The following is a 26,150-nucleotide window of genomic DNA, read 5'->3' as shown; positions in this document are numbered from 1 at the left end:
ATTCAAAAGAAGTCTAAATGGTAATCTTCCCAGTCTCTTATTCCCAATACAATTTCAAGTTCGATTGGAGTAAGAATGGGCTTATCATATCTCAGATAATCATCTATTGCAATTCTAGAACAAGCAGTTGATACATAGGCATCTGCTTTGAATGGGAGTAAATATTCTGGATCAAACCTTTCCATCATAATTACATCAGCGGTTTTTCCTTTTGATTCTAAAAGTTTTTTCATTTCAATGGTTTTATCCATTCGTATCTGACCTGGCTTTGACGATGCCAATATCAAATAATGCTCTGCAGTCTGTGCTCTTGCAATTGCACCATAGCGCTGCCTGAGAATCTTATCTTTAAGATCAGTCAATTCTCTGACTTCATTCATCTGAGGGTCCAAAACTATCAGGTTTTTACCTGTTTCAATGGATATGCTTATCGGATGAAAATTGCCGCTTCCAATGTATATATATTGATCAACATCAGCAGACAGCGCAGAAGAAATATTGCATCCCAAAATCTGTCCGTTGAATACTACCCGGGAATCTCCTTTTCCAATTATCGCTTCTTTTCCATGAGCCTTTAGTATGTCTTGAATTTTTGGTAATAGATTAACATACTGAACCGCAGATACTAAGCCGATTTTAGAACCTAGTTCAGGCAGTATTTTTTCAATGATGTCATTTACTTCAAAATCAAAGAAGACTTCAACAAACAAAACATCTGACGATGCATTCATAGAAGGTATGTTTGAGTGACCAAATTGTATCAAAACATCTGCATACTGCTTAAAATCTGTATCATAATCACAAGCTCCAAAGCAGGGGTCTGCACAGATTATACAAAATGCATTAGTTTCAGACTCTATTTTGGATTTTACACCTTGAGCATATATCTTCAGCCCTTCGGGCATTTGAATAGCTACTTTAGAAGCATTTTTAGATAATATCCAGGAGATGACATCATCGAGCTTTAGGTCCAGATGTACACCTCCAAAAAAATTAAGAAAGTGGCTTAAGCTACGAGCTCAGCGCCTTTTTCAATCTCGATTTGACATGGAGATGGAAGTTTCATGGAAGCTTTCCACAAGGCATTCTTGCCTAATTGGAATGTTTGAGGTGTAACTCTTAGTGTAATGATTGCTGTTCCACTTTCAACTCTACATGCGGTACCTACACATTTTCCAAATGCACTGCGCATTCCACCAGACACACGGTCTGCTCCTGCGCCCGTTGCCATCTTATGCTCTCTCAATACGATATGGGGGTATAAGCGAATGCGGAGGTGATAAGATGCAGATGTTGTACCTTTCGAAAGTGCCCTATTTGCTGCAATACGAGCAGCTTCCAAAGCCGTATGCCTTATCTGGCAGGGCTCCTTTATTCTTAGGTTCATAACGATGGGAAAGTCTCCAGTTACATTGCCTAAGTTATATGTTGAAATACGGTTAGCAGGCACTCCTCCCATATACTCTCTGCGAGTGTATGCCTGTCCCCTAATTTGACGATACATTCTATTGGGTTTCCTTGCCATTTTTAATCACCATGAATTAAACTGTAAAGATTCGGTTGCATTAGCCTTGTCGTATTTAACATTATTCTTAGCTTAACCCCTGACAAAGCATAGGAGGACATGATTTATACCCCTTTATTAAACCTCTGGTACTAGTATGAGGTTATTGTTGTTTCCAACACTTACCTAGGTCTAATTTTATGAATTTATGATGAAACTCGATCAATAACATTGATGTAGATTATAATCAGTGGATTTATCCGATGGTTTGATAAAATTACGGTTGGAATAATATGACCTATATCCATCAGCTCATATCTGATATATTTTTATGGCTGTTAAACCAGAAAACAATGTAAATATGGCAGGCTCTGAAGTGTTAAGCGTGTAAACTGATTGTGCACAAACCTTCCTTTCTATATTGACATGTGATTACTGGATAAAAGTGATGTTTGGATTTTAGGAGCAACTGAATTCTCTGCAGTTTTACTGGATTTTATTATCATTTTTTGGTGGTTCTATTGCTCCCTCAAAACCTTCATGTTCGTGCGTAGATATATCTGACACAAATCCTTCTTGATCTTCTACATATTTGTCTTCAGACCACGATGGGTGAACTCTTCTTTCAGATATACTGTTTGCAACGGCGGCACGGGCTTTCATGTAACTGTTTTTTTTACTGTATACTACGTAAACTAAAACGATAGCAAGGCATATGAGCAGTCCTGCAAGATAGTTCCATATGCCGAATGATATGGGTACAATTATCAAAATAAGCAGTGTAATTATTGTAACACTGATTACAGTACTCATATTCTGAACAAATGTAAATAATGGGGTAACCTCTGTTGTTTTTGTTATTTTAGAGATGGTCCCTCCTACTATCATCAGTTTAGAGATGGCTTTTAGGCTTTGGACTAATGAATGTACTACTGGGATCAGTACAAGGAAATCTGCAATCAGTATCAGCAGCATCACATAATTGTTTAGTGCTGGTAATGCGTCTGCAAGATACTCTACGGTATATGGTGATACATAGTAGAATAAAATCTCTATGATGATTATCACTGCAAAGTCCATAGCAATCATCAATGTCTCTCTGGCAGCGATCTTTTTAGAAGCTGGTGAGAATGAAACTCTTGTGAAGATATCTGCACGAATTTCATTGATTTTATTGACCCATCTGTGCAGCCAGTTTGGAGATTTCTCTGAAACTTTATCATATATCTTGACTGAGTTTCTTGAGATCGGCGGTAACAGAATCATTGAAACTAGACAAGCCCCGATTACTGAGGTATAGAACCAGCTTTGAACAGCACCTGCATCGTATGCAGTTTTAGATATGATAAGTGCAAACTCGCCCATTGCCAATAGGCTGGCAGCGGAGATAAATGCAGTTTTTAATGGACGGTTTGCAACATAACATGCAAACGTTGCAGAAAATCCCTTTGCTAATATGAATATGATTACGATTATAAATATCAGTAAGAGGTTATTAACCAATTCTGCTGGGACAATCTCCATTCCAATGGAAATGAAAAACACGGCCATGAAAATCTCTTTAAGAGGTTCCACTCTTGCCATGACAATCTTTGAATACTCACATTGAGAGATGATTATACCCATTAAAAACGATCCGATTGCAATTGAAAGGCCGATATATGAGGCACAGAGGGCCATTGCAAAACACAATCCCATTGAGATTATCAGCAGAGATTCAGGGTTGTACTTTTTCCCAACCCAATTTAAGAATTTTGGAATCAGCAATACGCCTATCGCTATACTCAATCCAATGAATAATACAATACTGAAAATCAAAATTAATGTGGTATCTAACGCTGGAGAATCTCCGCTGAGCAGAGGTGTGGCCATTGTGAGTATTATAACCTGGCCGATATCCTCCATTACCGTGATTAATATTATACCATCTTTAGTCTCTTCATCTATAATATTATTTGATTTCAGCACTGCTGCAACCACTGCCGTGCTGGATCCTGATAGAACCGCCCCTAAAAATATCGATGCGGTGAACCCCCATCCCATAGCGATTCCGGCAATATAGCCGAACATGACTACTAGCGGAAGCTGAATAGCTGCGACTACTATGACATATTTTCCTACTTTTTTGAGCTTCTGTAAATTTAACTCGAGTCCTATATAAAACATTAAAACTACGATGCCTAAATCGGAAAATATTGAGACGATGGACATCATTTCGCTGGAATGTGATAGTTCCAAAATCGGTCCGATAATTATTCCAGCTGCTAAATATCCTATGACTGACGGGAGTTTCAACTTGGAGAAAATCAGAGTGCAGGCTCCAGCTACGAGCATAAGGCATGCAAGATTTATCAGCAGTATTGTTTCGTCCAAGTCAGTCCTTCCATTATCTCGCCATATTATTTTAGCAGAGCGTTTGCCAGATAATCGTCTTGGTATATCCTTTTTTCATTCTTTACAGCAGTTGGCTCTTTAATTATTCAGCCTAATTAAATATTAAGAGATTTAAATCATATTTCAAAGCGAAGGATCTAATAGACGGATATTTTACATAGGCTCTGAATATGACTAAAAAAAGAATATCCTCTAAAGAAATTAGACATATCTCAATCGATAGAATTAACACACTTATGCAGATGGCTCGCAACGAGTCCCGGTATGGAAATTATATCCGGAGTAAAAGATACGTAGAGCTGGCTAGGAAAATAAGCAATAAAACTAAAACATCAATTCCAAAAGGTGATCTGTATTGCAAGACATGCCTGTCTCCACTCATTCCTGGAATGAATTGCAGAGTCAGATTAAATTCCGGCCATTTATGTATACACTGCTTAAACTGTGGTAAGATTATAAGAACATCATATGCATACAAAAAGAGTGATTAAATGTCAACAAAGTTAAGTAAAAAAGAACTCGTGAAGCGAGGAAGCACAATTGATCCTACGATCCATGTGGGAAAAGAAGGTGTTTCTGATGGAGTAATCGAGGAGATAAAAACTCAGATAAAAAGAGCAAAGATAGTCAAAGTAAAAATGCTGCCCGCAGCCGGTGAAGATATAAAAGACGTAGCAGCAGACATTGCAAACCGTGCTGAAGTGAAATGCGTTGAAACAAGAGGTTTTACAATCCTGTTATGCGATCCCAAAATAGCAGAAAACTAATACAAGAGTTTTTGAATACTTGATGTAATTAGCCGTGTGGGGAACCGCATTGCTAGACATCGATCTAATCCGTAACAACCCCGATCTTATCAGGGAATCACTTAAAAACAGAAATTATTCAGAGAAGCTGCTGGATGATTTTTTAACCGTGGATGAGGAATGGAGAAAAGCCGTTGATGACAGTAACAGACTGAAACATGAACGTAACGACGCCTCAAGCCGCATCCCAAATCTAAAAGGTGACGAAAAACAGACTGTTATTGCTGAGATGAAACGAGTTTCCGAGAGAATTAAAGAACTCGATGCACTCAAAATTGAACTTGAATTAAAAAGGGAAGATATTGCATTAAATATACCCAATGTGCCAGATGAAAGCGTTCCCATTGGAAAAGACTATGATGGAAACAAAATCGTAATGGAATGGGGCACACCAAAGAAATTTGATTTTGAACCTAAAAAACATTATGAGCTCGGCGAAGACCTTGATATTATAGATTTCGTAAGGGGAGCAAAGATAACGGGCAGCGGATTTTACATCATGAAAGGTGACGGGGCCAGATTGGAACGTGCTGTAATCCAATATATGCTGGATGTCCATCATGAGCAGGGATACACCGAGATAATACCCCCTGCAATAATCAATAAAAATGCTGTGATTGGAACTGGCCAATATCCAAAGATGAAAGATGATATGTATTGGTGTGAGAGGGATGATTTATGGCTCAATCCTACTGCAGAAGTTCCAGTAACAAATATGCATCAGGATGAGATTTTTGAGAAAACAGATCTTCCAAAATATTACACTGCATATCTCCCCTCATTCAGACGTGAAGCTGGAAGGAATGCAGATACCCGAGGTATAATCAGAGTCCATCAGTTTAATAAAATTGAACTTGTTGAATTCGTTCTTCCGCAGGGATCCATGGAAAGGCTGGAAGTCCTGCGCGGTAATGCTGAAGCGATTCTGCGGGGTCTGAACCTGCCATATCGTGTCCTTTTATTATGCACTGGTGATATGGGATTCGCATCTGCAAAAACCTATGATCTTGAAGCTTATGCACCCGCAGCAGATCAGTGGCTTGAAGTTTCTTCATGTTCTTGTTTCACTGATTTCCAAGCCCGCAGAGCTAGAATAAAATACCGCCCAGAACCACACCTGAAGAGTGAATTCATCAATACGCTGAATGGATCAGGTCTTGCTTTGCCGAGGACGATAGTCGCTATCATGGAAAACTATCAGACCCCTGATGGCAAGATCGTAATCCCGGAAGTTCTGCGCCCATATATGAAAGGACAGAAGATAATTGGATGATCTCCAGATCATCCTAACCTTCATTTAATAGTGATATCAGCAGAAATGACTGCATATGTCCTACGATGAATTCATTATCTGTGTATCCGCAGATTCCCAGATCGTTTGAAGCTAGCATTGCGGCTTTGCAGTCGACAAGAACATCTGTAGCCATTATTCCTTTTTTTCTGACAATTTCTGAAGCATATTGTATTTCAGGTCCAGGCACTGTAACGACAACTACATTTACGCCTCGCTTAACGGCTTTAGAGAAGTTAGAATAACAACATCTGTAAATCTCTTCTATCAACGGTGATGCAATAAAGAACGATTCTTCTGCAGAATCCAGCATGTCGCTTATTTTTGCAATGATTTTTGCTTTTCCAGTCATTGTGTATACAATCTGAGGAGTTCCCCTTTCAGTAATGAGTCCATACACCATCTCTAACTTTTCAAAAGATCTGCTGAAGTCTGCGATAAATTTATCTCGTATATCGCGAGGGTGAACTGGAAAATACAATGTGGGCCTTCCTTCTTTAGATGTTGCATATCCTTTGGATATTAGGCTCTTAAGAACTTTGTACGAAGAAGTTCTTGGAATCTCAGCCATTTCTGCTACTTCTTCTGCTGAAGCTCTTGTTTTCATAATGAGAGAAAGATATGCTTTGGCTTCATATTCTGAGAATCCTAGGTTGCTCAAGAGCGACAGTAATTCTGACTTAGTTTGATCCACATCCATTGGATCAGAAGATAAAAATCTGAATAAACTTTCTTCATTCATTTGTAGCAACTAGAGCTACAATTCTATTAAATACCTATCTATCATTCTAACTCTGGGGACTTGTTATGATTACAATAGACAGTGCATTAAAGAAGGGGCTCCCAAAAGATACAAAGTCTCTTTGTCCCGAATGTAAAAAGGTTGTACCAGCTACTATATACGAATCAGACGGCAAAGTGTTGATGGACAAGATCTGTCCAGAACACGGTAAGGTTACAGACATTTACTGGTCTGATGTGGAACTTTACCTCAAAGCAGAAAAATTCGCATATGATACGACAGGTGTATCCAATGCTTTAATTCAAGATGCTACCAGTTGTCCTGAGAACTGCGGATTGTGCAACTTACACACAAGCCATACAGTCTTGGCTAATCTGGATTTGACTAACAGATGTAACATGAATTGTCCAATCTGCTTTGCAAATGCAAATCAGGCTGGTTATGTGTATGAACCTACATTTGAAGAAGTAGTCAAGATGCTTGAGACACTGCGTGCAGAAAAGCCAGTGCCATGTACAGCAATTCAGTTTTCAGGTGGAGAGCCTACAATATATCCTAGATTCTTTGATGTAATTAAAAAAGCAAAAGAGTTGAAATTCGCTCAGATCCAGGTGGCTACGAATGGTGTGAAATTAGCATCAGACCCTGAGTTTGCAATTAAATGTGCAGAAGCTGGATTGAATACAATCTATCTCCAGTTTGATGGGCTTGACGATGACATCTATATGAGATCAAGAGGCAGAAAAATGATGGATGTCAAAAATAAAGCCATTGAGAACATAAGAAACGTTCCCAACAAGCGTCCTTCAGTCGTGTTGGTTCCAACATTAGTAAGGGGCCTCAACGATCATCAGATTGGTGACATCATCAGATTCGCAATTAAGAACATGGATGTTGTAAGAGGTGTCAACTTCCAACCAGTGGCATTTACTGGCCGTATGGAACAGGAAGAGAGAGAAAAAGGCAGATACACAATCCCCGATCTCGTTAAAGATATCGAAGAGCAGACTGGATATGCCCATAAAAAAGATTGGTACCCTGTACCAAGTGTCGTCCCCATTTCTGCATATGCTTCTGCTTTCTTAGGTAAAGACAAGGTAACATTCTCTGCACACCCTCACTGTGGTCTTGCAACATACTGGTTCGTTAAGGATGAAAACAATGTAATACCGATTACTGATTTCATCGAAGTCGAAGGTCTTTTTGACGATTTATTTGAACTGGCTAAGAAGACTGAGAACTCAAAAGTAAAGAAACTCTCTCTCTTGAAAGCAGAGAAAATCATCAAGAAACATATGATTGAGGATAAGATCCCAGATGGTATGAATACAATGCAATTCATAAAAATGATGACCAATGTATTCAACAATGAGACCAAAGAAGGATTGGCTAAATTCTCATGGAATATGCTGCTTGTGAGTGCAATGCACTTCCAGGATGACTACAACTATGATGTTGAGAGAGTCAAACGCTGTGTAATTCACTACGTTGTACCCGATGGAAGAATAATTCCATTCTGTGCATATAACGGAGGGCCAGAATACCGTGCAGGCGTAGAGAAAGAATTCTCAGTTCCGCTGGATGAGTGGAGAGCTAAACAGGGAAATGAATATACCTGATCCAAAGGAGAGAGTTCAATGATAGTACATATTGAAAAGTGTCATAAATGCGGGGCATGTGTTGGATCATGCCCTCAAAACGCAATCTATCTAAATGACGTCATGCTTGAATTTAATGAGAACTGCAACCGCTGCGGGAGATGTGTCAAAATATGCCCCGTTGGAGCTATAGAGATGGAGGGTAAAAAATGAGACAGATCAAGTGCGATGTAGTTGTTGTAGGCGCCGGTCCAGCAGGCAGTATGACTGCAAAATGGGCGGCTAAAAATGGAGTCGATGTTGTACTGATTGAGAAGCGTCAGGAAATAGGATCACCAGTCAGGTGCGGAGAAGGTATCTCCAAAGCATGGCTGGATGAAGTCGGCATCGAAGTAGATCCCAAATGGATTGCCAGGGATGTCAGGGGAGCAAAATTCGTTTCTCCAACTGGATTCACATATTTTATCGATGAAAAGAACGCCGGCAATGAAGTGGGCTGGGTTGTAGACAGAGTATTCTTCGATAAAGCCTTGGCAAAAGATGCTGCAAAAGCTGGTGCAAAAATACTGCTCAAAACTGCTGCAACTGGTTTGATCTGGAAAGACGGCAAAGTTGCTGGTGTTAAAGCAATAAGCAATGGTGAAGAAATTGAAATCCTTGCCGATGCAGTAGTGGGTGCTGATGGTTATGAGTCACAAATCGGACGCTGGGCTGGAATAGACACATCATTAAAACCAAATGATATCCTGACCTGTTATCAGTACAGACTTACCAATATCAAATACGACTCTGATTATTGTGAATTCGTGCTTGGATCAGCTGCTCCTGGTGGATATGTATGGGTATTCCCTAAAACAGATGACACTGCAAATGTGGGATTAGGAGTTCTTACCACCCTTATCAAGAACCCTGGTGATCCAAAAATGTATCTTGATAAATTCATTGCTGAGACTCCTGGCCTTAAGGACGGTCAGCCTCTGGAATGTGTAGCCGGTGCTGTGTCTGTATGTGCACCTCTTGACTCTGTTTGCATAGATCATGTAATACTGGTTGGAGATGCTGCAAGACAGATCGACCCGATTACTGGAGGAGGAATTTCAAACAGCTGTATCGCTGGAATGTTTGCTGGAAAAGCCCTTGCTAAAGCAAAAGAAACAGGCGACTATACAATGAATACATTCCAGGAGTATGAAGCTAATTGGAGAGATCGTTTGGAAAACAAACTCTGGCGTAATTGGATGGCTAAAGAGAAATTAGTTACATTGGATGATGCTACTTTAGACTCATTAGTCAAGACAATCTCAGAAGTGGGTGTTAAGAAGCTCTCTGTCAGAAACTTACTGGCAGTTGTTAAAGAGAAGCATCCCGATCTCGTAAAAGAATTTGAAGACTTAATCTAAGCGGGTTAATCCCGCTCACTTATTTTTAATCCGTCTACGCCGGTATGGACGATGTATGGGGTTCCGCCGCGGAGTTTTATGGCTTTGTAAACCTTCTCTGGCTTATCTGTTAAAGCAATCATGCTTCCACCGCCTCCGCCGCCAGTTAATTTTGCACCATATGAGTGAGGCAATGCAGCATCTACTAAGTTCTGAAGTTCTGGAGAGGACACACCAAGGATTGCTAAGAGTTTATGATTTTTAGTCATGAGCCTCCCGAGTTTTTCAATATCATTGTGGTTTATTGCTTCTGCCCCTTCAAGAGTTATATCGCCGATTTCATCAATAATCTCGCATGCAAATTTGGTTCGCTTACAGTATGATGCTACTCTGGAAATCATAGGGCCAGTAGGTTTTCTTATTCCCGTGTATCCAATAACCATCCCCATCTGAGGGACTTTCAGATCATGGATATACCAGGTTTTATCATTCCTTGTTGATTGCCAAAGAAAATCAGGACCTTTTTTACTGTCTAGGAAAATACCGCCTCCATGTGTAGACACTGATGAATCCATCGGACTGGCTCTTCCTTGGACGTCATATTCCACTTCAAAAGCTTTTTTTGATATAGCTTCTTCATTCAGTGGTTTATTTTCAAGAGCCGCTAGGGCTCCAATCGTTGCTACGCTCAATGCAGCGGATGACCCTAGTCCAGATCCAGCAGGAATGTCAGATAAAACATCAAATGAAAGCTGCTGGTTCGAAGGTATATCTGTATTTTTAGATAAATTATTTACAATATAACTTAAATATGGATTACCAGCCGTTGCTAAAGGCTGTCCGTTTACTAGATTTTCACTGCTATGATCAATTCTGCACCTTAAACGTAAATTGACTGCCAGAGCTATTGCTGGCTTCCCGAATACTACTGCATGTTCTCCCATGAGGACTATTTTTCCTGGTGCAGAAGCTGAAATCACGATCACTGTATATTCTTCTTCTTTAAAGACTTAAGTCAAAACAGTAATACACTCTTTGAATGCATCAATATCATTCTGTAAAGATATCCATTTAATGACAGTATTTATCAGATAATCTGCTTCAACTTCAGGATTATTTTAAAATACATTGCGTTCTCAAATGATAGAAAAACTCGGAGAATGCTATATGACCGACAGAGTTGCAGTATTTACAACATTAAATGGAAAAATTGTAGAATGGAAGATGTTTGAAAATAGGATGCGAGGAATGGAATATTATTCAGCCGGTGTAAACAAACTAAGTGAAATGATTTCAAGAACCGGCGATGCCAAATGGGAAGTTTTATTCTGTGATGTGAATCAGTTTGCACGATCATTTCCAGAAAGCGAAGCTAATGGTTCTGACTTAATGTCTGGACATATTTCAGATATGCATAGCTTTGATGAAGCTTTTTATGAAGACGGGGGATCAAACATTCTGTTTACGGAATGAAATTTTTTCTGTTGCTACCGGATCTTTAACGCTTATCAGGAAAGCTACCGGTAAAACTGAAATCAGAGCCGCAACAATAAACGGCATTGATGATACGGTCTGTCCTGAGGCTCCTGCAATGGCAGCCAATAATATCGGACCGATAATAAATCCTAAATCCCCCACTGTGCGCTGAATGCCCATAGCTCCACCCAAATCTTCTGGTCTTGAAACATCAGTGATCCATGCTGAAACAGGCCCTGCCAAACCGAGGCAGATTCCCAACACACCCATTGATATTATTAAAGACAGTAAGGATTTATCCAGAGGTATTGTTAAGACCACTACTGCTGAAAGGATCAAGCTCAGTATCATGAATATTTTTCTTCCAAATCTGTCAGATAATTTACCGACAATCAGCATCATCACAGTATTGCCGATGGCTAAAACTCCCAGTGCGATTCCAAGATCTATTTCTCCAATGCCGATATTGTTGTACGCATAGAGTGGAATTACTGTGTTAATCACTCCCTGCCTAATCAGAAATGTGACCAGTACTGCAAAGCAGATGGCCATCAGATTGTAATCTTTCAAGAGTTTTGTAACATTCATATTTGCTGGATGGGCTACAGAACTTTTGCCAGTCTCTTTTACTGCTGCTGTTATTATGATCAGTGAAATCAGACCAAATGCTGCGTATGTGTAGAATGGAGCAGACATTCCCCAGGTCTCTGAAATAAACCCACCTATTACTGGACCGCTGACTGTTCCCAGCAGCATCATGCTCATATAAAATGAGAGAGTGGCTCCTCTGCGTTCTGGCGGAGACACAACAGCAACAAGGGTCATTGAAACTGTTGTATATATTGCCGATCCAGCACCTTCGAGAATCCTTGCTACCAGAAGTGTTTCATATGTTGGTGCATAGCCGGCAACGAATGACGATGCGGCAATCAGCAGCAATCCAATTGCCATGAATTTCTTCATTCCCAGCCTATATGCAACAACTCCGGCTGGGATATCTAAAAATGTTCTTGCTATAGCAAATGATGATATGATTATGCCAATTAGTGCATAAGGTATTCCAAAGCTAGCTGCATACGCTGGCAGGATTGGAGATATTATTGAAACCCCAGTCATTACCATGAATGCAGCAATTGACAGTGCTGCGACTGCACCGTAGCTTTTAGACCCAATCATAGACCATATTTCTCTGACATTTCTGTAATTGCATCATTCATGGTTTTTCCATTAAGATATTCTCTTTTTTCATTCCACCAGTTTTCATCGAATGTTTCTATTTCATCAGCATCTTCAGAATCTCCGATGGTTTTGTTATAATCTTCCATGTACTTTTCCATAACATCAATGTTGTATTCTTTATTGATGAGAAGCGTTGTCAGGAATTGACTCATGTTATTTGCAGAAGCTATTGCAAATTCTCTGGGAACTATATCGAAGAACATATCCAGCAGCGCATTTGACAATGATAAAAACATAAGCTCAGGTTTGGACTCTTCAGGAGAATCACATTCTTTGAGATATTTTGTCATATCTTCAAACCATAAGTCTTTAATGGCGTGGCTTCTGTTTTGATTTTTTCCAAATATTACCTCTTCGGCAAGCTCATCCAGTGATGTAAGATCTTCTTCACTGAATTCGTCTTCGCAGCCACATTTGCATGATGATTTTTCATTATCTTGACTCATAAGTTCACCTGAGTTAAATGAAAGTGCATTGCTGCCGGCATATAGGTAGTTTTGCCGGCAGATTTGATAAATGGTTTAGTTGCTAGCTTCGTTAATTCTGTTGATGACAAAATCTTTTTCAATAGTGGAGAAGAAGAAACCTAAACGAGGCCCCTGCTTCTGATTACAGAATATTTTGTACAATGCTTGAAAGCATCCTTTGGGACCTAGTTCCGTATCCTTTGCACATTGATATATTGCATCATGTATGCTTTCACCGTTCCACTCTACTGCGGAAATAGACTCGGCAAGCTTTTTAAAGAATATTTTTTCGTTTTCTGAAATCTCGCATTCAGGCAGGCTGTCGCATACTGCAAATTTAACGTTGTCTGGTGCAAATCCATTTAGCCAGTATTTTACGCATTCCATTCTTTGTCTGAGTATGTCTAGATCTTCCTGATCTACATCGTCATCGATAAGATTCATGCGTTTTAGAACCGCGATAACACCATCGAAGCCGTCTGCGATTTGCACTAATGAAACAAGGTGTCTGTATGGTATTTGAAGAGGTGCTGTCGCCCTGGGGCCTTCCGGCTGTGAAAGTTCATAGGCTCTCAGAAGATCTTTGTCCCTGTCTTCACACTCTTGATTATAGTACATGTATTCTACGCGATCGTATTCATCAACCATGTCGAGTATGCCTGCACCGGAATCATAATCAATGTGTCTGGAAGGATTGACTCTCAGAATAATATAATTCATTACTGCAGCCGGGGTGATATGCAGTGCATCTACACCAGTAACTGACGAGCCTGTTGACTTATGCATCTGTCCTTTACCTTTCAGCTGTACGAATTCATATGGAATCGGATAAGGTGCATCGATGTCGAATATCTCTTTTGCCAGCCTTACGCCTGTATCATAGGATCCGCCGGCAGCGGCATGGTCTTTTCCGAAAGGTTCACAGGTTACTCCAAATACCTTCCACTTTGCTGCCCATTCCACTCTCCAAGGAAGCTTCCCATCTCCCTTTCTGATGTCTGCTTTTCCTTCATGACCGCATGCACATGTGTATGAAACATATGGATATTCATATCCCTGTACCTTTGTATGGCTGAGACGGCCGCAGCATTCGCATCTTGGCGAGTAAGGGAAGAAATCCTTAGGGAGTTCACGGCCACTTACTTCTGTAAGAATCTGGGCAATCTGATCTTTCTTTGTAATTGCTGTATCGATGACTTTTTCAAACTTACCCTGTTCGTACTGTTCGTGAGTCCATAGAACATCACAGTGAATGCCCAGCTCTTTAATGGAATCTAAAAATGGTTGGATATAATGCTGAGCATAGTTCTCATGCTCTCCGCAGGGGCAGGGTATGTAAGCCAATGGCTTTCCTACTTCAGCTTCAAAGCTTTCAGGAAGAAACGGATATCTTTTTCTCAGCGGATCCCAGGAATCCACAAGGTATATCATTTTTACATCGGCACCTTGTTTTTCTAATGATTTGCGTACCGATTCGGCTGTTATTGACTCGCGCAAAGTACCTACATGAAGTGTACCAGAAGGTGTTATACCAGTAGAAATCAAGTGATTATTTCCTTTCTCGAGAAGAGTATTGGCCAATACGTCTGCCCAGTGCATAATATCGGCCTTCCATCAATAACAATGATATAAAGACTATGGTTACGGAAGCTAGCAATATGCTGTTTTTACACGAAAGGTTAAAATCTAATGCTACTGTAATGAAATTGCTTTCGGAAACCGGAAATGATACGTGATTTTCCTTGCAAACCGTTGGTATACAGATCGCCGTAATTTGGGTCTTTCCATGAACAACGATGTGACATCGGGTCATGAATGGGAAACAACCCCGGCGAACGACAATAAACCCCCGGCCTGGGTCAGTGTGGGGAGAAGAGGCATAAGCCGTCCATGAACTAATCTGTTAAGGCTCGGGGGACAATTCATAATACAATACCAAAAATACTCCGTAATCTAACAATATTTCTGTAATATTCGCGTGAAATAGATGAGCTAAATTCTGTTATTTTTAAAAAAATGCGAAAAGCGTATTGTCAGCACTATTTCTTTCTAAGAACAGAAGGGAAAATATATTAGCGTTGACTATATCAGAGCGTTGTTCCATTTAATATAACGTGGAACAGTTTCCGGGGATAATCATGAAAGGGATAATGAGCATCAAGGATCTAGGTGTAAATGATATTCCGATTGCTGGCGGTAAGGCTGCCAATTTAGGTGAGCTTACTGCTGCCGGGTTTGACGTACCTCCTGGGTTCGTGTTGACAACAGAATCCTATGACGAGTTTTTAGAGCACAATAATCTTAAGACTGTCATATCGGAATCAATCGAGGGTATTGATGTAGATTCAGACGCAGCGCTTCAGGAAGCATCTGCAAAAATCAGAAATGCTTTTGAAGCTGGAGAGATTCCAAAAAATCTTGAATCACAAGTCCTGGCAGAATACAAGAAGCTGGGAAAAGGAAAATACCCTCTTGTTGCTGTTAGGTCAAGTGCGACTGCAGAAGACCTTCCGACAGCATCGTTTGCAGGTCAACAGGATACTTATCTGAATGTTTCAGAACCTTCGTCTCTTTTAATATGCATTAAAAAATGCTGGTCTTCTTTATTCACTCCGCGTGCGATTTCATACAGAGTGTCTAAAGAATTCGATCATGACAAAGTTAAACTGGCTGTTGTAATCCAGCGTATGATCAATTCTGAAAAATCAGGTATTATGTTTACTGTTGATCCTAATTCAGAATTGCCTCACATAATTATCGAAGCAGGATATGGACTCGGCGAAGCCTTAGTAGGGGGAAAAGTAACTCCTGACACATACGTTGTCGATAAATTCCACCGTAATATCCTGAACAAGAGAATATCCACTCAGACATGGAAATTAGTCCGTGGAGAAAGCGGAGAGTGCCTGAGAGAAGAGATTCCAACTGACCAAGTAAAATCTCAGAAATTGACCGATTCACAGATTGAAGGGGTTGCAGACATTGGAAACCGCATAGAAATGCACTACAACCGTCCAATGGATATTGAGTGGGCAATAGAAGATGACCACATATATGTTGTTCAGGCAAGGCCGATCACTACATTATCAAAACAAAATAAACAGCAGGAAACTGTTGAAGAATCTGAAGAATCAGGTCGCACCATTCTTGTCAGGGGTCTTGGAGCTAGCCCCGGAAATGCCAGCGGCAAGGTAAAGATCTATGACGAGAACATGAGCTTGGATGTGGTTAAGAAGGGAGATGTTTTAGTAACTCAAATGACCACCCCGGATATGGTTCCGGCAATGACTAGAGCAGCTGCCATTGTTACTGACGAAGGCGGTATGACCTGCCATGCAGCGATTGTAGCAAGAGAACTTGGAATACCATGCGTTGTAGGAGCTACTGAAGCTACCAGCGTCCTCAAAGACGGAATGGAAGTAACGGTTCATGGTCAGATGGGAGTTGTTTATGAAGGAGGAACACCCTCTGTCGAGGTAATATCCACTTCAGCTGCTGCTACTGCAGTCGCAGTTGCCGTACCAGTGACTGCTACAAAAATCATGGTAAACATAGGCGTCCCTACAAAGGCTTCGGAATATTCTGAGCTGCCTGTCCAGGGTGTAGGTTTGATGCGCAGCGAATTCTTATTTACATCTCATGTCCAAGAGCATCCTTGTGCACTGATCGAGGGTGGAAGAGAAGAGGAGCTTATAGATAAACTGGCAGAAGGAATAGCTTCTGTAGGAAGAGCTTTCTACCCAAGACCTGTAGTTTTGAGAACTTCAGATTTCAAAACCAATGAGTACCATGACATGAAAGGCGGAGCAGATTATGAACCTAAAGAATCCAATCCTATGATCGGATGGAGGGGCTGCTCCAGATATGTTTCAGAGAGCTATAACAAAGCATTCAGGGCTGAGCTTAAAGCCGTGAAGAAAGCCCGTGATGAAATGGGTCTCAAAAATATATGGGTCATGCTGCCGTTTGTGCGCACCATTGATGAAGTCGTTGAAATCGAGAAGATGATGAATGAAATAGGGCTCTACCGCAGCAAAGACTTCAAGCTGTACCTGATGGCAGAAGTCCCGGCAGTGGTATTCATGGTTGAAGAATTTGCAGAGCACTGCGATGCATTCTCAATCGGATCCAACGATCTGACTCAGCTTGTAATGGGTGCTGACAGAGACTCAGATGTGCTCGGCAAAATGGGATATTTCGATGAAAGGAACGAGGCTTTGAAGAGAGCTGTTAAACAGATAATTGACGGGGCTCATAAGAAAGGCGTTACAGTCAGTATCTGTGGACAGGGCCCGTCTGTATATCCCGAATTCTGTGAGTTCCTGGTGCGTGCTGGAATAGATTCCATCTCACTTAATCCTGATACTGTTGTTAAAACAATAAACTATGTTGCTGCAGCAGAAAAAAGGATTATTATGGAATCAATCAGAAAGCAGCTGAGCCAATAAACAATAAAAGCAGGCTCATTCAGAGCCTGCATCTTTATTTGTTAAAAGTCTGGTTGCAACTTTTACAAGAGGATGATTTTTACCTTCTATTATTCTGATGTCATCAATCGTTTTAACTCCCATTTCATCGGCTGATTTTTCCATGCCCAGCTCAATGTCATGCTCTGGTTCTAAAACGAAAGCCTGGAACTGCTTAACACCCATTTCCTTAGCGGCTAATACTCTGTGATGGCCATCAACGAGAACATAGTATCCATCTTTACGAATTACAATCAGGGGTTCTACAAGACCTCGTTTGATCTCATACTGTCTTCCACGAAGTTCATCAGCATAGACTTCCTTTTGTGTGGGTCTTAGCTGGTCTATTGGGATTACACGTCTTCTGACTTCAATCTTAACATCATGCTGCTGCGATAAAAAATTCTTAAGCATGTTGATCTTATTCGGAGTCGCTTTCTCGATGGCAGAGCGGATTATGTCCATGTTGGATATCATTCCGACAGCCATGCCGCTTTCATCTACGACAGGCGTATTTCTAAGTCCGTACCTAAATAAAACACGTGACGCATCATCAATATCCATATCTGGCGATACTGTCACAGTTCCGTCTTTAATGATCTCGCTGACTTTCTTATCAGGATGATCTATTTCTCTCAGAAGTTCTTTAGCAGTTACAAACCCTAAGATCTTCCCATCTTGTGAAACCGGAAGTCCATGAAATTCTGTACTGATTATCTTATTTTTTGCTTCTAGAATCGTAAAATCTGGTGGTATGGAGACGACATCTCTTACCATATAGTCACTGACTTTAAGCTTTGAATCCATAAGATCACTTCTTGAAGTGTGCTATGTCTCAATCAAATTATGGTATAAAAAGTAAAGTAGAGTGATTAGCTCTACCTTTTTCGTGTTTCTAACCCATTCTCTTTTTGTTGGAAAAATCCGATTATGACTGAAACCAGTGCCACGATGAAGAATATCAGAAATGTCTCATGTATATTGTCCACAATTGGCCCTAGAATCTCTATCGGAACGCCGCCGCCTTCAATGAAGATCTGTTCCATGTAGTCTTCAACGCCGTTGAACAGAACTGGGAAAGCGATAGTAAAGCTGAACATTCCACCAGCATTCATCAGCATCATTCTTGTCGAGGCTGCTGATCCCCTTTCTTCAGGCGGTGCAGCTTTCATGACTGTGCTTGAATTCGGTGATGAAAACAGTCCTGAGCCTATACCAATTATCAGCATGTATGCGGCTAGCAGTGCAAAACTGGTTTTTTCATCAATGGTTGTTAGGCATATGAGACCTAGAGCCATCAGAATCAATCCTGAGAGTGCGATGTATTTTGTTCCGTAATTGTCTGATAAACGTCCTGCAATGGGACCCAATGCCATGAATCCCAGGCCATATGGAATTAGAGCCAGACCTGCGGTGAGTGGATCCATTCCATATGGTCCCTGGAAGAAACAGATCAATGCAAACAGAATTGCACTTCTGGCCAGACCAGTTGTAAAGTTGGTAAAGTTTGATACTGCATAGGATCTATTTTTGAAAAGTCTCAGATTAATCATCGGCTTTTCTACTTTAAGCTCTATGTAAATGAATACAATCAGAGCGACTGCTCCGATAATTATCATGAGCCATACCCAGATCATATCCAGCATTGGGAAAGCCAGCAATGTAATTCCTAATAGTAGAAATGTAAGCCCTACTGATACAGACAAGCATCCCTTGAGATCAAAGGAATTATTAGCGGATTTCATTACAGTTTCTCTGAGACTCTTTATGCCCCATAATGTTCCAATTATTCCAATCGGGACGTTGAATGCAAATATTGCCCACCACCCGTATCCAACAAGTACTCCGCCTACAACGGGGCCCAATATGATACCTGCTGCTCCGGCCACTTGATTTATTCCCAGGCCTAAGCCAAGCCTGCGGGAATCAAATGCATCTGCAACCAGTGCAGTGCTGTTGCCGAGAAGTAACGATCCGCCTAATCCCTGAATTGCCCTGTATATAACTAAATCCCAGCCGTTGAATTGTGGAACGGACAGGCAGCACAATAATGAAGCAATAGTAAATATTGCAAAACCAGAAAGGTATAATTTCTTTCTACCATAGATGTCCGCCAGTCTGCCAACTATCGGCAGCATAACGGTGGTCATCAGCATATATGCTAAAATTACCCACATTATTGTGAGAAAATCTATATTGAGGTTACCCATCAATTCAGGAAGAGCTATAAGAAGTGCAGATGACTGCATCGAAGCAAGTAAAGCTCCGATTGTAGTAACAGAAAGCACAATCCACTCATAACCAATTTTTCTCTTCCCCATAATAATCTCTCATTTTTGCTAAATAAAATCTACTATTTAAACAATAGTATAATATATCTAGTTATAAAATTATAACCTACGCTGATCCTAAAATCGCATATGTTCCACACCAAACGTCTTTTGGCGATAAGCGTTAAAATTGTTTGTAAAATCAAATTAGCAAGAGCCTAATATTACGTTTTACAAAAGGAATGCAACGAACTACATATTACAAAAAAATGGATACTAGTATAAGTAACTTTAAATCACTTCTCAATTCAATTGTATATGCATATCAAATTTTTCCGAAAATCGTATCTTAAATGTGTCAAGATACTACTTTGCACTCAAAATTTGATGTATGGTGTATAATCGAATTCATCTTTGATACTGAATCAGATGACTGGAGATAGAAATCAATATATATGACCTACTTATTGATGAGGAAAAGTAAGCCCTGGTAGTGTAGCGGCCTATCATGAAGCCCTGTCGAGGCTTCGACTCGGGTTCAAATCCCGACCAGGGCGCCATTCACTAAAGCTCGTATCTTCTTTTTAGGATAAGATGAAGACCTAAGTCTTCCATTACTTTGTTTTTTTAACTCCCTTACTCTGTTGCTAGGATGGAGATTTCAGAACGTTAACTGTCTCGTTTGAGGCTAGATCATACGTCTTATTTTTGCCGTTGATGGTTGTGGAGATCTCTGATGGCGCCACCGGCATCAGCACCCCGTTCACATGTACTTAGTACAAAGTGATCATTATTGTTTTAGAGCTTATGAATTATACCTTATTGACTAAGCAAGTGAGGTTTTAACCGAGTTTATATTGTTTTTTACGTTTTTAAAATACATATATAGCATATATATAGTCTGTATTTTTATTAACCCTAGACTATACCCTAGCCAAAACTTGGCTGACTTTCTATGATTTGTTTGACTTAGCCAGCGCTAGTTTTGACTATCAATAGATCAAGAATTGGAAAGAGTTAGACATGAAGAACTTATACAAAGTATCGTGTGTATTGATTGCACTGATGTTTGCATATGTAAGTTGTTTTGCAGCCCTGGGTCCGGGAGACTCCAAGGATGCTTCAGATGTAATAGGGCTTTCAGCACAAAATGTATATTCCCAATAAACTAAGAGGCGGCATAAAAACTATGAGAAAAATACCAGCTATTACAACAACTGTATTAATCGCAACAGTGTTATTGATTCTAGCCCACCTTCACCTCACATATGTAAATGATGGAGATGTGACTGTGTATGAATTTTCACATGTTGTGTTGATTGGTAATGTAGTAATATTGTTTATCTTAGCATATGGAGATATGAAATGGTATGAGTTCTTTCAAACCTGCATTGGCAAAGCTAGCATGATCTCTATCATCTCAGTTATTACCGCTACAATAATTATTGGTGTGACATATTCACACGAAACCTGGTTAAATATCATAGCATATGAGATATTGATAGCTATCGGAGTAGAACTCATATTATTAGATCGTGCTAAATTAGGCAGCAGTTGGAGACACAAACCTGCAGAATAAAACGCTCTCTCTTTTTAGTCTCGTTTTCTGCCTTCATTTGACGTGCAGAAAACACTCATCTTCAAAGCCCTTTGATCCACTTTGATCTATTTTTAACATCGGCGATACGCTTCGTGTCTTTGTTGAAATTTACATCTAATGAATCATATATGTTAATCGCATCTAAGGCAAATCCCCTGGTGGTTATTCTCACCGTATTGTGAGCATCTTTACATTCTTTTATGATTGTCTTAGTAGGTCCGTCTTTTACTGAATTTTTCTGAGAAACAATCTGTGCCTGCATGTTATTTACTACTTATTTTATTAATCATTACATATTTGTAAATTAATGATTTGGCAATAGGGATTAATGCATAACATCATATGTAACAATAAATTTTAGTTACTGAAGTTTATTCAAGATTTGATATATTCAAATATCCTCTTTTAGTGAAGACATCATTGAAACATTGTACTTTTGAATTCTTTCATCAAAATAAAGTTCTGCTTCAATCGAAAATACATCTCTCATGGATTTTGATGTAAGCGATATCTCTGGCGGACCGGATGATTGTATTTTTCCTTTTTTCATGAGAATCAGTTTATCACAGTATCTGGCAGCTAATGAAAGATCATGTGTGACCATCACTACTGTAAGATTTTCAGATCTTGATAGAGAATAAATCATTTCTAGAATCTCTAATTGATGATTTACATCAAGGTGAAGTGTCGGTTCATCCAATAATAATATTTTAGGCATCTGAGCAAGGGCTCTTGCGATTATTACACGTTGACGTTCTCCTCCGCTCAAACTATCCATACTGCGTTTTGCGAGATGGGTGACATTTGTCATCTCCATCGCATGCTTTACTATGTTAATATCTGAATCAGATTCGCTTTCAAAGCGTTCTAAAGCTGGAATGCGCCCCATCATCACGATATCCAATGCAGAAAATTGTGAGCCCATGTTTACACTCTGAGGGACCACGCCTACCTTGAGCGCAATTTCTTTGCGTGACATCTCATTCACATCTTTATCTCCGATCAAAATCGATCCGGATTTAGGAGAAAGCGCTTTGTTTATGCATCTAAGCAGTGTGGTTTTTCCAGATCCATTAGGTCCAAGGATGCCTACAATTTCTCCCTCAGAAATGTCCATTGAGACATCAGATAAAACCTGAGAACTACCATATTCAAACGCAATTCCTTGAACTGATAGTTTCAATTTACCACCCCATGGATTTTTTACGAGATATCAGTAAATATATAAAGAACGGAGCTCCGATTGCAGAAGTTATTATTCCTACTGGCATTTCTGCAGGGCTGATAATTATTCTAGCCACAGTATCGGCTAAAATTAAGAATATGGCGCCTCCCAATATTGATGCAGGAAGTAAAATGCGGTGATCTGGCCCTACAAACATTCTCATGATATGAGGTACAATCAGACCTACAAATCCAATGGTTCCTGTCATAGAAACAGCCATGGCAGTTATGAGGGATGCTGCCAATAGTAGCAGTAATCGGGATCTATTGACATTTATACCCAGGTTACTGGCTTGTTCTTCGCCTACCGTCATAGCATTCAGTTCACGTGATAACCCCAGGATGAGAACTGAACCAATTAAGATGGGCAGGAATGCAATTGAAACTTTACTCCAGGATGATGAATTGAGACTGCCCATCAGCCAGAACACTATTCCAGAAAGTTGATCCCCTGCAAAATACTGCATGGCTGAGATGAGTGCACTAAATAAAGCACCCACAGCTATACCAGCAAGTAATAACGTCTCTACAGGAACATACCCATTGCGTGTTCTGGATATTGAGTAAACCAGTAATAACGAAATGAATGCAAAAATAAAAGCCATGGCAGATGTTGAAAATTGTCCACTGATTATTGAAATGCCAAATACCATGGATAATGAAGCACCAAAAGCTGCTCCGTTGGAGATACCAAGTACAGATGGAGATGCCATGGAATTTCTGAATATGCCCTGCATTGCAGCCCCGGCCAATGCCAGTGCAGCTCCTACGATGGCAGCTAAAACAATGCGAGGAAGACGATAATCTATCACGATCCATCGTTCTGTATCATTTCCGTCGCCAAGGAATAGAATCTTGATAACATCAGTCAATGAAAGATTTGCATATCCAGCTCTTAGTGCAACAACGCTTGAAAAAAAGAGAAGAATCGCGAGTACAGCTATGTAGACTAACCATCGTTTTTTGTTAGTCTTTTGTATCTCGGCGATATCTAATTCACTCATTATCCAGCCTCATAGATCTGGATAAAAGAATGAAACCATTTCTTCCAATGCAATGATTAGATTGGGAGAAGCGGTCATAGTATTTGCAGATATGATGTGTACTCTGCCATCCTGAACAGCGTTTGTAGTTGGTAACTTGGCAGAAATAGAATCTACGGTTTCAGTCTGCGCACTTCCTGCTTCCAGTAGAATTACATCAGGATTTTGAGTGGCAATATACTCTGCGTTAGGTGTTGGATTTTTAGAGGTCGTAACTTCTCCATAAATATTAATTCCACCTGCCAGTGTGATTAATTCATTGGATATGGAATCTTTTCCCACAGTGTTGCCGCTTTGAAGCTGAAGATATACTTTCACACGTTCATCTTCCGGTATATTAGCCACCTTAGCAGAAATGGCATCAATTCTGTTTTGAAGATCAGCAGACTTTTCAATAGCCTCATCGCTTCCAATTATCTTAGAAATTGTAGAGATGGACTGCATGGTTGAATCTACACTGCTTGGATAGAGAGCTACTACTTTGAAGCCGTTGTTTTCAAGATTTGTAATTATTCCATCAGTCGCAACATATGATGGAAAAGACCAAATAAATATGCAGTCTGGGTTGATTGTTTTCAGGCTTTCAAGATTTATAGAACTTACAGCTCCTAAATCAACAATGTTTAATTCCTTTGCATTTTCAAGATTTTTATAGCTGGTACCATCTAATCCAACGATCTTATCCTCACAATTCAACCAGGATATGACATCTGTAAAAGCAGATCCCAGCGAGACTATTCTTTCTGCTGGAGCATCAAAAGAAATAGTATTTCCTCTATAGTCAACTATTGAAAAAGCTTCTTCACTGGGAACTTCTTCACCGGGGTTATCGTTCTTATCAGAACTGTCTCCTGCGAAGACTATTGAGTATGTTGCAACCGCTGCAATTAAGATCACAGCGACTGCGATTATAGCATATACTTTACTCTTCATAATATCCCCTCGTCACAAGGTAAGGCTGTATCACAACAGTCATTTTAATACTTTCTTTAGATGAAAACGTTCAAACTTGAGTTTTTTCCTACCTGAGTACAGCTATGCTGGTCTGGATCTGGATAATTATTTAAACACATCTTATGTGAATCCAGACAATATTTTTTGCTGATCTGTCATCAGATTTCTAAGTAAAAGAATTGTTTGAAAGGATATATATGAAAATCTTGATTTTCACAATGCATCATTTTGAATGAGATATTGATGATGACTCAGGTTTGATTTCCTTTCTATTGTTGTTTGAAGATAGTCAGGAACTTTCCCCTGAGTCATTTTATATTCTGCGCTGCAGTATATCAGGTCACAGTGTACATGCTGTTTGCTGATTCTCTTTAGAATTTCTCAGCCCAGGATTTCAGTTCTGCAGCTTTTGCTCCAGCGTCAAACCGCTTTCCTTCACACAATGTAGCACCCTTGCATGAACTTTGTAATCCAGCGTTGGTTTTGCCCATGTCGCTAGAACCTGAAGTTGCAAACGGAATAATTTTCTTACCTGTCAAATCATACTGCTCCAGAAATGTATTGATGATTGTTGGAGCTACATACCACCAGATGGGAAAACCGATGAATATGCGGTCATACTGCTCTATATCATCTACCTTATTGTCGATGGCAGGCCTGAAGGATTTATCATTCATTTCTATGCTGCTGCGGCTTTTCTTATTCGTCCAGTCCAGATCCTCGCTGCTGTATGGCTGGGCAGGTTTGATCTCATGCAGATCTGCGCCGATTGAATCGGCCAGAGTCTTTGCCAGCTTTGCGGTTACACCGCTAGCAGAAAAAAACGCAATCAATGTTTTGCTCATGTTTTTCCCTCCATTTCATTGGTTACATGTAAGTAACTGTCTCAGAAATTTCCTTGCGCTGGTTATGGGTTGCGAGAGGTTTTGTACCTTCTACCGGATAGCCGAGATCCAGCAACATGAGAACTTCTTCATTTTCTGGTAGGTTAAGTTCCTTTGCTGCTATTTCCGGGTCAAAGAAATTGATCCAGCAGCTGTCTACACCTGCAGCTTTAGCTGCCAATACCATGTGCGTTGCCACAATGGTAGCGTCTTCTATTCCCGAATCACGTTTTTCACCTGGATATGTAAAAACGTTGTCGCGGTTAAACGCTACAGCGATCACCGTCGCCGCACCGTATCGGCAGGGCGTTATCTTGTCGATCTTTGCAAGACCATTTTCAGACTGCACTACATAGACACGCTGCTCCTGCAGGTTCTTTGCGGTCGGAGCAAGTCTTCCAGCTTCAAGAATTGCATCCAATTGAGATTGCTCTACTGGACGGCCGTCAAACTTTTTACAGGAATAACGCTCCTTTACTACTTCAAAAAATTCCATTTACTCTCTCCCTCTGGTTATACAAGGTTCTCTGAGCCTTTAGGCTTATTTCATGAGATTAGTCTCATGAGTAACCAGTTCAATATATACGCGAATTCAAGTATACAAATTATCTGTAAACTTGTTTATTTAAGCGATCTGCATAGGGCTCACGCCAACTGCATATCCATCTATGGCTGTAATGCAGAGGTATTACTGAAAGATACATAATCCAAACAATATACAAGAATCATCAACGGAACAGTCGTTTTTACAAGAAATCTTTTGATCGATTCATACGATTCGATTCACAAAGTTTTTAATCATCTGTGTATTGG

At 40.1% G+C, this 26,150-nt stretch carries 26 protein-coding genes and 1 tRNA gene; 11 read left to right on the top strand and 16 right to left on the bottom strand.

Going from position 1 to position 26,150, the window contains the following annotated elements; translation table 11 throughout:
• Window positions 1-2: 2 nt before the first annotated feature.
• From dph2 to H729_RS06310, 3 genes are all read right to left on the bottom strand, one after another.
• Window positions 3-974, bottom strand: a complete 972-nt coding sequence (gene dph2 / locus H729_RS06320) for a diphthamide biosynthesis enzyme Dph2 (RefSeq protein WP_048134008.1) — start codon at window positions 972-974, stop codon at window positions 3-5.
• Window positions 975-1,006: 32 nt separating this feature from the next.
• Window positions 1,007-1,525, bottom strand: coding sequence for a 50S ribosomal protein L16 (locus tag H729_RS06315; protein WP_020449176.1), 519 nt, complete (start codon window positions 1,523-1,525; stop codon window positions 1,007-1,009).
• Window positions 1,526-1,990: 465 nt separating this feature from the next.
• Window positions 1,991-3,877, bottom strand: coding sequence for a cation:proton antiporter (locus H729_RS06310; protein WP_020449175.1), 1,887 nt, complete (start codon window positions 3,875-3,877; stop codon window positions 1,991-1,993).
• 191 nt (window positions 3,878-4,068) lie between these two features.
• On the opposite strand from H729_RS06310, the gene H729_RS10310 reads away from it, so the two are divergent.
• Genes H729_RS10310 through serS form a run of 3 tightly spaced genes read left to right on the top strand, consistent with a single transcriptional unit; the run spans window position 4,069 to window position 5,977 of the window.
• On the top strand, window positions 4,069-4,389 hold the full coding sequence (locus tag H729_RS10310; RefSeq protein ID WP_020449174.1) for a ribonuclease P protein component 4: 321 nt from the start codon (window positions 4,069-4,071) through the stop codon (window positions 4,387-4,389).
• Window positions 4,390-4,665 carry a YhbY family RNA-binding protein gene (locus H729_RS06300; protein ID WP_020449173.1) on the top strand — a complete coding sequence of 92 codons (276 nt, stop codon included), beginning with the start codon at window positions 4,390-4,392 and terminating at the stop codon, window positions 4,663-4,665. It abuts the gene before it with no gap.
• 49 nt (window positions 4,666-4,714) lie between these two features.
• A complete protein-coding gene (gene serS / locus H729_RS06295; protein ID WP_048134498.1) occupies window positions 4,715-5,977 on the top strand; it encodes a serine--tRNA ligase in 1,263 nt (420 codons plus the stop codon).
• Window positions 5,978-5,990: 13 nt separating this feature from the next.
• Here serS and H729_RS06290 read toward each other — a convergent pair whose 3' ends face one another.
• Window positions 5,991-6,737 carry a TrmB family transcriptional regulator gene (locus H729_RS06290; protein WP_020449171.1) on the bottom strand — a complete coding sequence of 249 codons (747 nt, stop codon included), beginning with the start codon at window positions 6,735-6,737 and terminating at the stop codon, window positions 5,991-5,993.
• 65 nt (window positions 6,738-6,802) lie between these two features.
• Here H729_RS06290 and tes point away from each other — a divergent pair, with 65 nt between their 5' ends.
• The 3 genes from tes to H729_RS06275 are packed head-to-tail and all read left to right on the top strand — an operon-like array spanning window position 6,803 to window position 9,735.
• Window positions 6,803-8,356: a tetraether lipid synthase Tes gene (tes, locus tag H729_RS06285; RefSeq protein WP_020449170.1), complete on the top strand. Its 1,554-nt coding sequence runs from the start codon at window positions 6,803-6,805 to the stop codon at window positions 8,354-8,356.
• An 18-nt stretch (window positions 8,357-8,374) separates the two neighbouring features.
• Window positions 8,375-8,548 (top strand): DUF362 domain-containing protein, encoded by a 174-nt coding sequence (locus H729_RS06280; RefSeq protein WP_020449169.1) that lies wholly within the window; start codon window positions 8,375-8,377, stop codon window positions 8,546-8,548.
• On the top strand, window positions 8,545-9,735 hold the full coding sequence (locus H729_RS06275) for an NAD(P)/FAD-dependent oxidoreductase (RefSeq protein WP_020449168.1): 1,191 nt from the start codon (window positions 8,545-8,547) through the stop codon (window positions 9,733-9,735). The genes H729_RS06280 and H729_RS06275 overlap by 4 nt, the downstream gene beginning before the upstream one ends.
• A gap of 5 nt (window positions 9,736-9,740) precedes the next feature.
• Here H729_RS06275 and mvk read toward each other — a convergent pair whose 3' ends face one another.
• Entirely contained in the window at window positions 9,741-10,694 is a 954-nt protein-coding gene (gene mvk / locus H729_RS06270; protein ID WP_052312454.1) for a mevalonate kinase, read from the bottom strand.
• Window positions 10,695-10,881: 187 nt separating this feature from the next.
• On the opposite strand from mvk, the gene H729_RS06265 reads away from it, so the two are divergent.
• Window positions 10,882-11,187 carry a hypothetical protein gene (locus H729_RS06265; protein WP_020449166.1) on the top strand — a complete coding sequence of 102 codons (306 nt, stop codon included), beginning with the start codon at window positions 10,882-10,884 and terminating at the stop codon, window positions 11,185-11,187.
• Here the strand turns inward: H729_RS06265 and H729_RS06260 are convergent.
• The 3 genes from H729_RS06260 to lysS form a co-directional block, all read right to left on the bottom strand.
• Window positions 11,164-12,366: an MFS transporter gene (locus tag H729_RS06260; RefSeq protein WP_020449165.1), complete on the bottom strand. Its 1,203-nt coding sequence runs from the start codon at window positions 12,364-12,366 to the stop codon at window positions 11,164-11,166. The genes H729_RS06265 and H729_RS06260 overlap by 24 nt on opposite strands.
• The gene (locus H729_RS06255) at window positions 12,363-12,875 is read right to left on the bottom strand and encodes a hypothetical protein (RefSeq protein WP_020449164.1); all 513 of its coding nucleotides are present in this window, start codon (window positions 12,873-12,875) and stop codon (window positions 12,363-12,365) included. Before H729_RS06255 ends, H729_RS06260 begins: the two co-directional genes overlap by 4 nt.
• Window positions 12,876-12,950: 75 nt before the next feature.
• On the bottom strand, window positions 12,951-14,495 hold the full coding sequence (gene lysS, locus H729_RS06250) for a lysine--tRNA ligase (protein ID WP_020449163.1): 1,545 nt from the start codon (window positions 14,493-14,495) through the stop codon (window positions 12,951-12,953).
• A gap of 539 nt (window positions 14,496-15,034) precedes the next feature.
• Here lysS and ppsA point away from each other — a divergent pair.
• Window positions 15,035-17,344 carry a phosphoenolpyruvate synthase gene (ppsA, locus tag H729_RS06245; protein ID WP_020449162.1) on the top strand — a complete coding sequence of 770 codons (2,310 nt, stop codon included), beginning with the start codon at window positions 15,035-15,037 and terminating at the stop codon, window positions 17,342-17,344.
• Window positions 17,345-17,359: 15 nt separating this feature from the next.
• On the opposite strand, the gene H729_RS06240 is transcribed toward ppsA, so the two are convergent.
• A complete protein-coding gene (locus H729_RS06240; RefSeq protein ID WP_020449161.1) occupies window positions 17,360-18,169 on the bottom strand; it encodes a CBS domain-containing ParB/RepB/Spo0J family partition protein in 810 nt (269 codons plus the stop codon).
• Window positions 18,170-18,240: 71 nt separating this feature from the next.
• On the bottom strand, window positions 18,241-19,683 hold the full coding sequence (locus H729_RS06235) for an MFS transporter (protein ID WP_020449160.1): 1,443 nt from the start codon (window positions 19,681-19,683) through the stop codon (window positions 18,241-18,243).
• A 433-nt stretch (window positions 19,684-20,116) separates the two neighbouring features.
• On the opposite strand from H729_RS06235, the gene H729_RS06230 reads away from it, so the two are divergent.
• From H729_RS06230 to H729_RS06225, 3 genes are all read left to right on the top strand, one after another.
• A tRNA-Asp gene (locus H729_RS06230) sits at window positions 20,117-20,192 on the top strand.
• A gap of 463 nt (window positions 20,193-20,655) precedes the next feature.
• Window positions 20,656-20,799 carry a hypothetical protein gene (locus tag H729_RS10015; RefSeq protein WP_172618677.1) on the top strand — a complete coding sequence of 48 codons (144 nt, stop codon included), beginning with the start codon at window positions 20,656-20,658 and terminating at the stop codon, window positions 20,797-20,799.
• A 22-nt stretch (window positions 20,800-20,821) separates the two neighbouring features.
• Entirely contained in the window at window positions 20,822-21,211 is a 390-nt protein-coding gene (locus tag H729_RS06225) for a hypothetical protein (RefSeq protein ID WP_147554404.1), read from the top strand.
• 61 nt (window positions 21,212-21,272) lie between these two features.
• Here H729_RS06225 and H729_RS06220 read toward each other — a convergent pair whose 3' ends face one another.
• The 6 genes from H729_RS06220 to H729_RS06195 form a co-directional block, all read right to left on the bottom strand.
• Window positions 21,273-21,494, bottom strand: coding sequence for a hypothetical protein (locus H729_RS06220; RefSeq protein WP_020449158.1), 222 nt, complete (start codon window positions 21,492-21,494; stop codon window positions 21,273-21,275).
• Between the two features lie 129 nt (window positions 21,495-21,623).
• The gene (locus H729_RS06215) at window positions 21,624-22,415 is read right to left on the bottom strand and encodes an ABC transporter ATP-binding protein (protein ID WP_020449157.1); all 792 of its coding nucleotides are present in this window, start codon (window positions 22,413-22,415) and stop codon (window positions 21,624-21,626) included.
• 1 nt (window position 22,416) lies between these two features.
• Complete coding sequence (locus H729_RS06210) at window positions 22,417-23,460, bottom strand: FecCD family ABC transporter permease (protein WP_020449156.1); 1,044 nt, start codon at window positions 23,458-23,460, stop codon at window positions 22,417-22,419.
• Window positions 23,461-23,469: 9 nt separating this feature from the next.
• A complete protein-coding gene (locus H729_RS06205; protein ID WP_020449155.1) occupies window positions 23,470-24,432 on the bottom strand; it encodes an ABC transporter substrate-binding protein in 963 nt (320 codons plus the stop codon).
• 392 nt (window positions 24,433-24,824) lie between these two features.
• Entirely contained in the window at window positions 24,825-25,298 is a 474-nt protein-coding gene (locus H729_RS06200; protein WP_020449154.1) for a flavodoxin, read from the bottom strand.
• A gap of 22 nt (window positions 25,299-25,320) precedes the next feature.
• Window positions 25,321-25,833 (bottom strand): nitroreductase family protein, encoded by a 513-nt coding sequence (locus H729_RS06195; protein WP_020449153.1) that lies wholly within the window; start codon window positions 25,831-25,833, stop codon window positions 25,321-25,323.
• Window positions 25,834-26,150: the final 317 nt, after the last annotated feature.

The sequence above is a fragment of the Candidatus Methanomassiliicoccus intestinalis Issoire-Mx1 genome (genome assembly GCF_000404225.1).
Taxonomy (GTDB): Archaea; Thermoplasmatota; Thermoplasmata; order Methanomassiliicoccales; family Methanomassiliicoccaceae; genus Methanomassiliicoccus_A; species Methanomassiliicoccus_A intestinalis.
This window is presented reverse-complemented; position numbering and strand designations above follow the sequence as displayed.